General features: G+C 41.0%; 6 protein-coding genes. 3 read left to right on the top strand and 3 right to left on the bottom strand.

Going from position 1 to position 14,270, the window contains the following annotated elements:
* Positions 1-8 precede the first annotated feature (8 nt).
* The 3 genes from H4075_RS14300 (at position 9) to H4075_RS14310 (ending at position 5,355) form a co-directional block, all read left to right on the top strand.
* Complete coding sequence (locus H4075_RS14300; RefSeq protein ID WP_182801511.1) at positions 9-1,517, top strand: Ig-like domain-containing protein; 1,509 nt, start codon at positions 9-11, stop codon at positions 1,515-1,517.
* A 747-nt stretch (positions 1,518-2,264) separates the two neighbouring features.
* Entirely contained in the window at positions 2,265-3,488 is a 1,224-nt protein-coding gene (locus H4075_RS14305; RefSeq protein WP_182801512.1) for an Ig-like domain-containing protein, read from the top strand.
* A gap of 628 nt (positions 3,489-4,116) precedes the next feature.
* Entirely contained in the window at positions 4,117-5,355 is a 1,239-nt protein-coding gene (locus H4075_RS14310; RefSeq protein WP_182801513.1) for an Ig-like domain-containing protein, read from the top strand.
* A 138-nt stretch (positions 5,356-5,493) separates the two neighbouring features.
* On the opposite strand, the gene H4075_RS14315 is transcribed toward H4075_RS14310, so the two are convergent.
* From H4075_RS14315 to fusA, 3 genes are all read right to left on the bottom strand, one after another.
* Positions 5,494-10,722, bottom strand: a complete 5,229-nt coding sequence (locus H4075_RS14315) for a SprB repeat-containing protein (protein WP_182801514.1) — start codon at positions 10,720-10,722, stop codon at positions 5,494-5,496.
* Between the two features lie 786 nt (positions 10,723-11,508).
* Positions 11,509-11,709 carry a T9SS type A sorting domain-containing protein gene (locus H4075_RS21825; RefSeq protein ID WP_182801515.1) on the bottom strand — a complete coding sequence of 67 codons (201 nt, stop codon included), beginning with the start codon at positions 11,707-11,709 and terminating at the stop codon, positions 11,509-11,511.
* Between the two features lie 56 nt (positions 11,710-11,765).
* Entirely contained in the window at positions 11,766-13,910 is a 2,145-nt protein-coding gene (fusA, locus tag H4075_RS14325) for an elongation factor G (RefSeq protein WP_182801516.1), read from the bottom strand.
* Positions 13,911-14,270: the final 360 nt, after the last annotated feature.

Raw genomic sequence — 14,270 nt, forward strand, 5'->3', positions numbered from 1 at the left:
CAGATTAAATGAAAAGAATTACAATGCCGAAGGGCTTGTTTGGGCTATTGATTGTATCCGTTCTATGGACATCCTGTGCAAAAGAAAAATCAACAGCAATACCCGAAAGTGAGACAGGAATTTCTCAAACGAAAGTTTCAGGAGTTGTTGACGACAATCCTGTGTTACAGGCAAAAGTACCCTTGATCGTTTCTTCCGGATTTTTATCGAACGCTCCTGAAGCGGGCAGCGAAGTTTTTAATGTATCAATGCTTGCTGCAAGAGGTAAACGTGATGCAACTGCACCAACCATCAGCATTATTTCTCCAACATCCGGTTCGTTTATCACAGGTACATCTGCCGTGCAGGTTAGTGCAAGTGATAATGTTGGTGTGACATCAGTTAGTCTTTCTGTTGATGGTGTTTCAATCAGCAGCAGCAGTGTTGCTCCATTTACAACTACATGGAATTCTGCAACTGTATCAAACGGAACTCATACTTTAACAGTAACAGCAAGAGATGCTGCAAACAACAGATCAAGCAGCTCTGTTACAGTGAGTGTAAACAATGTGACTGTTGGAGATGTTACAGCACCAACTGTAAACATTACTTCACCTGCGAATGGTGCTTCTTACAATACAGGAACCACCATTAACATTGGCGCATCAGCAACTGATAATACCGGTGTAACTTTTGTAAGCATCAGCATAAATGAAACAGTAGTTGGCAGTTCATCGTCATCGAACTACAGTTACTCATGGAACACAACAGGTGCTGCAAGCGGCATTTATACAATTACAGCAACTGCAAGAGATGCTGCAGGTAATCAATCAGTGAGATCAATCACAGTAACACTTAATACAACGGTTGTTGAACCACCTTCTACTTCGGGCTTCAGATTAACAATGCCACCTGTAAGTAACCAGGGAAGCGAAGGTTCATGTGTTGCATTTGCAGTAGGCTATGCAGCACGCTCAGCTGAACAATATTACAGAACAGGTGCAACATCTTACAGCAATAGTGCGAATATTTTCAGTCCTGAGTTTTTATACAACCAGGTAAAATTCAGCGTCGAATGCAGTTCGGGTTCAGCCATGCAAACTGCTCTTGATTTTATTAAGTTAAATGGCATCTGTACTTTTCAAACAATGCCTTACAGCAGTACGAATGGTTGCTCAACGTTACCAACTTCATCACAATCGTTGGAAGCGCAGAATTACAAGATCAGTTCATATGCGAAACTTTACACGACAGATGAAGCAGCTATCAAATCAATGGTTACGCAAAAACATCCTGTCATCATTACTATACTTGCCGACAATTCATTCATCAGTGCAAAAGCGGGATTTATCTGGAAAACCTATTCCGGTTCGGGTTCACTCGCACACTCCATTGTTATTTGTGGTTATGATGATGCGAAAAACGCATATCTCATCATGAACTCATGGGGCACAGGCTGGGGTGATGCAGGTTATAGCTGGATCGATTATGATTTCTTTCTTACAAGAACAGGCACATATTGCTATGCAATTAATTAAGACTAGTTGTTATGCATAGTAAACAACTTTTCAACCGCTGATCAAGAGCACAATGAAAAGCTCATTAAAAATAAACTCAAAGAAAAAACCGGACCAAAGTCCGGTTTTTTTATCACTATCAAATACCTTTTGCAGTTACAATGAAACGACTTTTACAGCTATCCCTTTAAGTATATAAGCTATGCTTAATAAAAATACACTGTAAAAACATATCAGCCAATTTTCATACCTACATTAGTCATATCAAATCAACTTCTCAAAATAAAAGTAAAAGAACAACGAATAAAAATTACAGCTAGGTAAATAAAAAAGTAATTACTAACCATAAAAGTTTATTTGCTTTCAAATCAAATTTCATCAGCTAATTTTACGTTGTACAATAAGAGAAACCGTAATAAAAAAGTTACTGGCATCATTATTGACATTTTACTACAAAAGAATAGTAGTTTATCATAGTAGTAGACCTTTGAGAATAATAGATGATTGATTAGTTTTACAAAAGATTAAAAGACAATATCCGGATACCCTAGAAGAGCCATTCTCCAACAGACAAAATCAAGTCGATCTCACAAAACTTATCGTTGTTCTATGAATACATGAAACGACTAATGTTGTTCCAGTATTTGTTCTATTGTTTAATCAACACCTGTTCAGTATAATTAAAATGATACCGAACAAAATATCTATACTTATGTTAAGACAAGATTGAAATTTGTATTTATTACTTTAAAACCAATATTTCGAAACATGAAAAATTTAATCCGACCCTTAAGCATGTCTGCTTTAGTTGTCGTAACATTTTTAGCAGCATGCAAAAAAGAGGTCTCCAATCAATCCAATGAAAACCAGGCAGAGCCATCGCAGGTAAGATTATCAGGGGCAATTGATGATCCACAGGCCGTTGTTATCAAAACACCATTTATTGTTTCTTCAAACTTATCAAAAACGGCTGGCAAGGTTTCATCTTATTCAATTGCTCCATTGTTGAAAGGCCGACCAACAAAAGGAGATATTACAGCTCCCACAGCAAAAATCACTTCTCCCGGTAACTCAACAACAGCGTCAGGAATAATTACAATTGCAGCAGAGGCAACCGACAACGTAGGGATTGCTTCTGTTAAGCTTGTAGTGGATGGCGTTACAAAAGACAGTTTAAAAACTGCTCCTTATAATTTTTCATGGAATGCAAGTTCTGTAGCCGATGGCACACACACTATAACTGCAATTGCAAGGGACGCTGCCGGCAACACGGGCTCTTATACAATTACTGTTGCTGTAAATACAACCATTACTGTTCTTCCGCCTGCAACAACTCTTCCTTCAAGTTACATGTTGGCAACTCCACCTGTTAAAGCTCAGGGAAATGAAGGAAGTTGCGTGGCATTTGCAACTGCTTATGCAGCCCGTTCGATTGAACAATATTACCGTTCAAATGCAACTGGCTTTGATTATGCTACCAATGTCTTTAGTCCGGAATATGTTTACAATCAAACAAAAATTGCATCTGATTGCGGTTCAGGTACGGCAATAACATTAACACTTGACCTCATGAAAAATAAAGGTGTAACGCCCTGGACTATCATGCCATATAGTGATGTTAATGGTTGTTCTCTTTTCCCAACATCTACTGATGACGCTGTTGCAGCTGGCTACAAAATTGGTGGTTATTCTAAACTGCTTAACACAGACAAGACTGCCATCAAAACAATGCTCGTTGCCAATCACCCGGTAATTATTTCTGTTATTCTCGATGATAAGATATCAAACGCCGGACCTGGTTTTATCTGGAATTCTGCCGGTACAGGAAATATTGGCCATGGCATGATCATCTGCGGATATGACGATTCTAAAAATGCTTATAAAGTAATGAACTCATGGGGTACAGGTTGGGGTGATGCAGGTTTTACCTGGATCGATTATGATTTTTTCCCCACCAGAGCCGGCTATTATGTTTACGTAATGAATTACTAAATAAAAAATCGGTAACAGATAAAAAAATCATAGCATCACTACTCATAAAAGACAACTAAAATCAAAAAGAGGATCGAACACACGGTCCTCTTTTTAATTTTCAAAGCCTGCATAAAACAGGCAACAGCATTCAATTCTTCTGGTTTCAATGTAAACAGGCTTTGCAAATCAGAAAACCAATCCGCTTCTTACATTTAATCAAAAACTCATAAAAGTCTTTTACTGCCTGATTATGTTTTACTAAAAAACACAAGCATCTGAGAAAAAGAAATTTAGAATTGAATAAAAAAAAACATGAATAATTGCCCGGACAGATGGCATCATCTTTGCCTTTCTTTCACCTCGAAATAGCTATGGAACGTGAATTTTGAATAGGAATACCTAAAGAAGACTAAAAGTTTTAAAAGATCAATATCCAGCCTCGTCAGAAGAACCATTTCCCAATAGACTAAATCTGAGGTCTCTTTTTCCAAACACCTGCAAGTAAACGAATGTGTCTTAAGTAGAAAATTATTTAAGCATCCGGCCCTTTTGTGTATGATCTACTGTATTGTTTTTTAATTCAACGATCAACACAAACAGAAAATAAAACTGAAAGGCTTTTTGAATTCTTAAATAAATAAAAAAAATGACAAATCTAAAATCCAACTTTACGATCGCTGCCCTGGTAGCTGTATCCCTCATGTGGACTTCCTGTAAAAAAGAAGTATCCAATCAATCTCCTGAAGAACCCACAACTGAAATCAATCAATCACGACTTGGAGGTATTACACCAGACGACCCGATTCTTGTAAGTAAAATTCCATTGGTGATGTCGACCAACACCAATGTGAATGGACGATTTTCATCAGAACTTTTCTCGGCAAAAGGAAAGCCAACCGGTGGTGGCGGCGGTGGCAGCACAACCGATAACACACCTCCAGCGGTTACAATTATGTCGCCTGCTAACGGATCAACAGTATCCGGTTTAGTTACAGTTTCTGTAGCGGCATCAGATAACGTAGGCGTATCCTCTGTAAGTTTTAGTGTGAATGGCGTTGTGAAATCAACACTTACAGTTTCACCTTATAATTTTTACTGGGATGCTTCTACTGTAACAGACGGTACACATACATTAACAGCCACTGCAAAAGATGCCAAAGGCAATACCGGATCTTACAGCATTACTGTTGCTAAAAATACAATTGTTACCCCACCACCATCAGGCACACCACCTTCAAGCTATTTCCTGCAGACGCCGCCTGTTGGCAACCAGGGTTATGAGTGGACCTGTGTTCCTTTTGCAACAACTTATGCAGCACGTTCAATAGAACAGTATTATCGTACAAATGCTTCAGGTTTTGATCTTGCAACAAACATCTTCAGCCCCGAGTATGTTTATAATCAAACGAAAATTGCATCCGATTGCGGTTCAGGTACTGCAATTACATTAACACTTGATTTAATGAAGAATAAAGGTGTGTTGCCATGGTCGGCAATGCCTTACAGTGATCTTAATGGCTGCACTTTATTACCAACTTCGGCACAGGATCAAACAGCTGCTGCTTATAAAATTGGTGGGTACTCTAAAATCATCAACACCGATAAGAACGCAATTAAATTAATGATCGCAGCAAAACATCCTGTTATTGCTTCTCTCACCATCGATAATAATTTCCAGAATGCAGGCCCTGGTTATATCTGGAAAACAGCAGGAATAGGAAACATCGGTCATGCATTAATTATTTGTGGTTATGATGATGCAAAGAACGCCTATAAAGTAATGAACTCATGGGGTACGGCCTGGGGTGATGCAGGTTACTTGTGGATCGATTACGACTTCTTTCCAACACGTGCAGGTTACTATGTTTATGTAATGAATTATTAATAAACAATTCATCTTTTATAGCCTTATTAAAAAACCGGTTCAATTATTTTGAACCGGTTTTTAAGTATATGCGAAAAGCGCCCCAATTAAGGAGCGCTCTTCTGTTTTTCCCTGTTTATCAACCCTAAGTTTTAAGTATTAATAATTATTGTTTCGATCGCCCGGAAGCAACTTGCCAACCACAGCTTTACCATTTACAGTTAATCTGTAAATCATTGGCACCTGTTGTGAAACCGGCACTCTGTAAGTTACTGTGCGTTGAACATTTGCATCCACATGTCCTGAATATACAATTGAAAGTTTCCTTCCTACCATATCATACACTTCAAGGTTTGCATATCCTGATTCAGGAGAAATAAAGCGGAAGTTTATTTCACTGTTGAATGGATTAGGATAAGCCTGCACTGTTATTTGCCTGCTGGCATTAAGCGTAACTTCATTATTGAGATTAACTCTGCCGCTTACAATGGATGAAGTGAGAATGGTACCTGGTAAACCACTGCACAAACTATGATCCTGGTTATTTGCATTATCAAGGTTTGTTGCCAAAGGTTCGTATGTGCAGGTGTTAAAGCCATTCTTAATTGCATTATACAAATCAGCAAAACTTGCAAAACCGGTCGCATCAAGATAATCTGCACCGAATACGGCTGCATTCAACAACGCTGCTACAGCTGTTCTTGCCAGTTTATTGCAACTGCCACCAGCGGCAGCCATTGCAGCACCCATTGTGCTTGGCAAATTATTAATCCGGCAACCACCACCACAGCCATTGTTGGTAATACCAAAGTATGCCACAAACGGTGTACTTGTTGTAAAGTCAGCACCCGGAGTAAAGTTGCCAATTGTACCTGTACCGGTACATGATGCACCAGGGATTGCCTGTACTACACCATCACTGCAATTATCCCAAAGGTCAGGATGTGTTTTCCAGAAGCCCGGAGTACATCCTTTACCACCATCGCAAGTTAATGTTACTGTACAGTTTGATGTGCAATTATTCGCATCAGTAACTGTAACTGTAAGCACTGTATTTGCTACACCTCCTGAGGTATAAGTAACGGTGATTACGCCAGCAACTACTTCACAGTTTGTAACAACCCATCCAGCATTTACACCTGTAGCATCAAATGAAGCAGAGCATGTGTATGGACCGGTACCACCACTTACTGTACCGCTGACTGTGCTGCCGCTTGTACCACAAACCGGAATTGAAGGAGTGGTAAGACTGCAACTGAGAGCATCAGGCTGTGTAACGGTTTCTGAACCCGATTCTTCACAACCATTCGCATCTCTCACTACCCATGTGTATGCACCTGCTGCTAAACCGGTGTATGTTTTAGGTGATGTTTGAGCCGCAAAACCTCCGCCATTAAAGTTCACCTCGTATGGTGCTGTACCGCCACTGAACGTAACAGTTACACTACCATTACTGCCACCAAAGCAACTTACATTGGCATGGTCATCACTGGCAAGAACATCACTTGGCTGTGTAACGGTTTCTGAACCCGATTCTTCACAACCATTTGCATCTCGCACTACCCATGTGTATGCACCTGCTGCTAAGCCGGTGTATGTTTTAGGTGATGTTTGAGCCGCAAAACCTCCGCCATTAAAGTTCACCTCGTATGGTGCTGTACCGCCACTGAACGTAACAGTTACACTACCATTACTGCCACCAAAGCAGCTTACATTGGCATGGTCATCACTGGCAAGAAGATCACTTGGCTGTGTAACGGTTTCTGAACCCGATTCTTCACAACCATTTGCATCTCTCACTACCCATGTGTATGCACCTGCTGCTAAGCCGGTGTATGTTTTAGGTGATGTTTGAGCCGCAAAACCTCCGCCATTAAAGTTCACCTCGTATGGTGCTGTACCGCCACTGAACGTAACAGTTACACTACCATTACTGCCACCAAAGCAACTTACATTGGCATGGTCATCACTGGCAAGAACATCACTTGGCTGTGTAACGGTTTCTGAACCCGATTCTTCACAACCATTTGCATCTCGCACTACCCATGTGTATGCACCTGCTGCTAAACCGGTGTATGTTTTAGGTGATGTTTGAGCCGCAAAACCTCCGCCATTAAAGTTCACCTCGTATGGTGCTGTACCGCCACTGAACGTAACAGTTACACTACCATTACTGCCACCAAAGCAACTTACATTGGCATGGTCATCACTGGCAAGAAGATCACTTGGCTGTGTAACGGTTTCTGAACCCGATTCTTCACAACCATTTGCATCTCGCACTACCCATGTGTATGCACCTGCTGCTAAGCCGGTGTATGTTTTAGGTGATGTTTGAGCCGCAAAACCTCCGCCATTAAAGTTCACCTCGTATGGTGCTGTACCGCCACTGAACGTAACAGTTACACTACCATTACTGCCACCAAAGCAGCTTACATTGGCATGGTCATCACTGGCAAGAAGATCACTTGGCTGTGTAACGGTTTCTGAACCCGATTCTTCACAACCATTTGCATCTCGCACTACCCATGTGTATGCACCTGCTGCTAAGCCGGTGTATGTTTTAGGTGATGTTTGAGCCGCAAAACCTCCGCCATTAAAGTTCACCTCGTATGGTGCTGTACCGCCACTGAACGTAACAGTTACACTACCATTACTGCCACCAAAGCAACTTACATTGGCATGGTCATCACTGGCAAGAACATCACTTGGCTGTGTAACGGTTTCTGAACCCGATTCTTCACAACCATTTGCATCTCGCACTACCCATGTGTATGCACCTGCTGCTAAGCCGGTGTATGTTTTAGGTGATGTTTGAGCCGCAAAACCTCCGCCATTAAAGTTCACCTCGTATGGTGCTGTACCGCCACTGAACGTAACAGTTACACTACCATTACTGCCACCAAAGCAGCTTACATTGGCATGGTCATCACTGGCAAGAAGATCACTTGGCTGTGTAACGGTTTCTGAACCCGATTCTTCACAACCATTTGCATCTCGCACTACCCATGTGTATGCACCTGCTGCTAAGCCGGTGTATGTTTTAGGTGATGTTTGAGCCGCAAAACCTCCGCCATTAAAGTTCACCTCGTATGGTGCTGTACCGCCACTGAACGTAACAGTTACACTACCATTACTGCCACCAAAGCAGCTTACATTGGCATGGTCATCACTGGCAAGAAGATCACTTGGCTGTGTAACGGTTTCTGAACCCGATTCTTCACAACCATTTGCATCTCTAACTACCCATGTGTATGCACCTGCTGCTAAACCGGTGTATGTTTTAGGTGATGTTTGAGCCGCAAAACCTCCGCCATTAAAGTTCACCTCGTATGGTGCTGTACCGCCACTGAACGTAACAGTTACACTACCATTACTGCCACCAAAGCAACTTACATTGGTATGGTCATCACTGGCAAGAACATCGCCCACTGTTACATCAATACCGCATGGTGCCTGATTAAGAGCAGGGTTAGCATATGTAATGGTAAGTTCAAGCCGGTAGTTGGTCAAACCTGCTGTTACTGTAACATTTTGTTCATTGTCTGCGCCGGTAATTGTTGCATCGCCCGATACAATATTCCAATCGTAGAATGTAGTAGCACTGGCAGGTTCATTAAGAGGCCCTCTGAAAGTAGAAACACTTCCTGCGCAAGGAGTACAATTGGTTAAACAAGTAACCACACATGTTGCTGTACCATTTACAGGTACGGTAACAGTTGCATTATTTGGACACAATCCTGTTGTACCTGCTTTTGGTGTAAGCGTTACATTAAATGTAATGGTTTGTCCCTGGTCTGCAGGTGCTGCAGTATAAACAGGACTTACGATGTTGTTAAAGTCTAAACTACCTGCACCATCTTCTGTCCATAACAAATCATAATCACCAATACTTCCGGGAGATACACTAACATTCAGTGTAGTGTTATGAGCAGCTGTTCTGATATCGATAGCTGTTGGATTCGCTGTAGCAGTTGCTGTTGCACCGGTTGTAATGTTTACAGTTTTTGTACAAGTACTGGTAAACGCTATTCCGGAGAATGTTCTTGAAACAAAAAGCTGAACAGTGAAAGAAGTTCCTGCCGCAAAACCACCTACAGGTGCACTTATACCAACACCTGGAATTGCTGTTACGCCTGAACCAACTGAACCGCTTAAGCTTCCTGTAAGAGTAGCGCCTGCTGTATTTGCTCCAACAAGACTCCATGTATAGGAAGTTGTAACGCCGGCTGAATTAGTTAAGGAAGCACTTGCAGTTGAACTTGTTGTGAGCGGACAGAGATCAGGTGAAGTTATATTACAACCAGGAGGAACAACTACCGCATCGGCTTTTAATGAACGATCCTGGTTACCACCTGATCCATCCAGTTCAATTAAACGTGTATGATAAGGAGAACCACTGATATCACTCGCTGATTCGCCAATACCCCAATCAGATTGTGAAGCTATATGACCGCCCCAGCCAAGTATCACCGTATTGGCGCCACCACTGAAATTAGCAGTGAACGTAATCGATAATCTTGTTTTTGAATTATCAGCAGTTAAATCACCTTCTGAAACATAACTCATAGCAGTTATTGTTCCATTGTAGATTGTGAAATCTTTTAGGTTCAACGTATTAAAACTATTTGTAGGTTGACCTGCAACAGGTGAACCTGCTGAACTTGGTGTAGGTATAGTCCATGTATTTGTTGAACTTACTGTTAACCCGAAGCCAGGATTTACTACTTCTGCATTGTGCCCAAAAAGAGAACTATGCAACGTGTTACTGCCAAGATTCTGGAAATGTGTAATGTAATCAATGGCATGTTTAGTGCCTGATGATCCCATAATATCCCACTCAATAATAATGTTATGCGACGTATTATTGGTTAAGCCTGTAATCCGCATACGATAAGGGATCGACCAGCTTTCAATAAAATGTGAGTTCTCCGGCCCTGCATTACCATTTACCCAGTTGTTGGGTGTTGGAGCCTCGCCTATTCCACCATTCCTTAGTTGATCAAGATCAGCTGCCGCTGGGGGTGCAAACTTTGTATTTACAACCAGGGAGCGAATGGGATTCATCGCATCCAATGTAAACTGAACATTTGAATTGCTGATCAATGTTCCGGTTTGTATTGTATTCCATTCGTTCGGAACATGAGTGATCTCTGCATCGGCAGCACCCGCATGCTGACCGATGTAGAGAAAACTGTTTGCATTTAACGGATTCCATTTGTCAGCATTACCATTGTTCAATGGCAATTGGCCAATAGCACTGAATGAAAAAATTAAAAGGTTAAGAAAAAGAAGCGTTAGATTTTGTTTGATGTTTGATGTTAATCCATTGCACCAATTTATTTTGGTTTGGGTGTAATGAATATTACATCGGGCTGTAGAAATATTCATAAAATCAGCTTTAAGAGTTAAAAAATAACTTAGCCTGTTTCCACCGGTGGATCGGGTAATTGGGTTGGTGCAGGTATTTTTCTGTACCATTAAAATTCAACCATTACAAAAACAATTTCTTTCGAAGGAAATGGATGGTTGATTTTTCAGGATATAAGTTTGAGAACATTGGAAATAAAGACAGGACTGTTTGTGAAGGACATTGAAATAAAGACAGGACAAAAAGTAAATGGAAATTCTGAAGGATGATTGGGTGTTTGGCAATCGAATTAAAAGATGAACATGAGTTCAGCTTTTATTATTGAACATGATATGCATCCATCCCGCAATGCATGCAATCAATTCAATACATAGGTGTATCTCCCCGCCGCTAGCTTCTGTTAAAAAACTGACGATGGTCATAGTAAATTATTCAGCATTGTATTCCGTATTAAAACTGAACACGCAGCCAAGCAATCTGAACCACTAAAGCAGAGTACAGATGTTGTAACGGTTTCGAAGTAAGAAATACTGTTTTCGAAATGATTAAAAAACTTTTACAATTACAATTTGCTGTTTAGAAGGGAGGGTTAAGAAGGGAGATTAAAACAGGGGGTTTGGGTAGGTGTACAGCTTAAAAAACTTTTGCGGGACTATGAAATTAAATAATGATTTTACCAAATGCAAGTAAGTGAACAAATATTTTAATTATTGAATTGAAAATAAAAAATCTTACCGCACAAGAAACACAGATAGAAAAACAGGATTGATAAAAAGCAACCCCCGAAAATTCCGGGGTTTGCTTTTCTACTGAAGAATTATTTTCTGCCACCATCTTTTCCCTTTCTGTTGCAGTTGTATATAATACACACCTGAAGAAAGCTTTTCCAGGTTAACAGGAATGTTGTTTGTTTCAGCAACAGAATTCCTTGTAATTGTTTGCTGAGAGATGATACTGCCGCTGTTATCAATGATCCTTAGTTCAAAATTCTCTTTGTACCAATTCAATAAAAAAATCCCCTTGCTTACGCAAGGGGATTTCTATTTCAATCAACTTAATTTAATTAAGCACTCACTTTTCCTTTCACCTTCGCAATTACCTCTTCGGCAACGTTGTTTGGTGCAGGTGCATAGTGACTGAACTCCATGGTTGAAGTTGCACGACCAGAAGATAATGAACGTAACTGTGTAACATAACCAAACATTTCACTCAAAGGAACTTTGGCTCTGATCACCTGTGCATTACCTTTTGTATCCATACCTTCCAGCATACCACGACGACGGTTAAGATCACCCGTAACATCACCCATGTACTGATCAGGCGTTACAACTTCCACTTTCATAATTGGTTCAAGCAATGTTGGTTTTGCTTTGCGTCCTGCTTCACGGAAACCACTCTTCGCACACAATTCAAAACTCATTGCATCAGAATCCACATCATGGTAGCTACCATCAAACACACGCACTTTCATATCTACCATTGGATAGTTAGCGAGTACCCCATTACCCATTGATGATTCAAAACCTTTGATGATGGCAGGAACAAATTCTTTTGGAATTGATCCACCAAACAAATCATTTACAAACTGGTATGATTTGCCCGGGTTTTCTTTCAGCCACTCTTCATCAGCAGGTCCGATTTCAAAAATGATATCAGCGAACTTACCACGACCACCCGACTGTTTCTTCAACACTTCACGGTGTTCAACTTTTTGTTTGAACGCTTCTTTATAAGCCACCATCGGTGCACCCTGGTTTACTTCTACTTTAAACTCACGACGCATACGGTCAACGATGATCTCAAGGTGCAATTCACCCATACCGCTCAATACAGTCTGACCAGTTTCTTCATCAGTCTTTACACGCAGTGTAGGATCTTCTTCCACCAATTTAGAAATCGCTAAGCCCATTTTATCAACGTCGGCTTGTGCTTTTGGTTCAACAGCTAAAGAGATTACAGGCTCAGGAATGAACATGTTCTCCAAAGTGATCGGATGATTTTCATCACACAATGTATCACCGGTTTTGATCTCTTTAAACCCTACCGCTGCACCAATATCACCTGCTTCAATAAAATCAACAGGGTTTTGTTTGTTTGCAAACATCTTCATGATACGGCTGATACGCTCTTTCTTACCGCTTCTTACGTTCAACACATAAGAACCTGCATCAAGATGACCGGAATAAACCCGGAAGAACGCCAAACGACCTACGAAAGGATCGGTCATGATCTTAAATGCCAATGCTGCAAATGGTTGTTTCGCATCTGGCTGACGAGTCATTTCTTCACCTGTATCAGGATCTGTTCCTTTAATTGCTTCCACATCTAAAGGAGAAGGCAGGTAACGACAAACCGCATCCAATGCAGTTTGCACACCTTTATTCTTAAATGAAGAACCGCACATCATTGGTACAATTGAAAGATCAATTGTTGCCTTGCGTACAGCTTCGTGAATTTCATCTTCAGTAATTGTATCAGGATTATCGAAGAATTTCTCCATCAACTTATCATCGTATTCTGCAACTGCTTCTACAAGCTGTGCTCTCCAGTCTTGTGCTTCTTCCAACATATCAGCAGGAATTTCGATCTCATCGAACGTCATTCCTTCTGTTTCCATATGCCAGATGATCCCTTTCATTTTAATGAGATCCACCACACCTTTAAAATCATCTTCTGCACCAATTGGCAACTGAAGAGGAACGGCTTTTGATCCCAACATTTCACGCACCTGCTTCACAACGTTTAAGAAGTCGGCACCACTGCGATCCATTTTATTTACGAAACCGATACGTGGTACATTGTAACGGTTAGCCTGGCGCCATACAGTTTCAGATTGTGGCTCCACACCATCAACCGCACTGAACAAAGCGATCAAACCATCCAATACACGCATTGAACGTTCTACCTCTACGGTAAAATCCACGTGACCGGGAGTATCAATAATGTTGAAAGAATACTTCTTTGTATCTGGTGTTTGCTTACCCAACACAGTAGGGAAGTTCCACTGACAGCTTACAGCAGCTGAAGTGATGGTAATACCTCTTTCTTTTTCCTGTTCCATCCAATCGGTTGTAGCTGCACCATCGTGCACCTCACCAATACGGTGAATCATACCGGTATAGCGGAGGATACGCTCAGTAGTTGTGGTCTTACCGGCATCAATGTGAGCCGCAATACCAAAGTTTCTCTGAAATTTTAAGTCTGCCATGACTGTTTTAATTTGAATGTTTATCGTTTAAAAAATCTTGAATAATTATTATGATCGTCTTCCTTAATCCTGTGCAACCACATCGGCGTCGCACTCTTTTACTCTATGAATTCTATTGAACTATTATCTCCTGTTTGGAGACATGCTGCCCGCAGGTAACATCCTTTTTGAGGATGGGGGCTGATATGTAATGATTATACTCTCATACTATGCCAATCAATTTCGAACCTCCTATCCTCTGTTCATATGCACCTTTGGTTGGAAACTTTGGCGGCCGCAAAAGTAAGGATTTTTCCCTTTCGAAATGCATTTTGCACCAAAAGCCATCGCTCCTGAGTTTCAACCATCTCACCCTTGACC

Origin of the sequence: Lacibacter sediminis (assembly GCF_014168535.1) — a bacterium.
Taxonomy (GTDB): domain Bacteria; phylum Bacteroidota; class Bacteroidia; order Chitinophagales; family Chitinophagaceae; genus Lacibacter; species Lacibacter sediminis.

Bases quoted from the DNA above. Each gene is read 5' to 3' on its own strand.
- H4075_RS14305 (WP_182801512.1), top strand. From the start codon at position 2,265: ATGAAAAATTTAATCCGACCCTTAAGCATGTCTGCTTTAGTTGTCGTA.
- H4075_RS14300 (WP_182801511.1), top strand. From the start codon at position 9: ATGAAAAGAATTACAATGCCGAAGGGCTTGTTTGGGCTATTGATTGTA.
- H4075_RS14315 (WP_182801514.1), bottom strand. From the start codon at position 10,722: ATGAATATTTCTACAGCCCGATGTAATATTCATTACACCCAAACCAAA.
- H4075_RS14310 (WP_182801513.1), top strand. From the start codon at position 4,117: ATGACAAATCTAAAATCCAACTTTACGATCGCTGCCCTGGTAGCTGTA.
- fusA (WP_182801516.1), bottom strand. From the start codon at position 13,910: ATGGCAGACTTAAAATTTCAGAGAAACTTTGGTATTGCGGCTCACATT.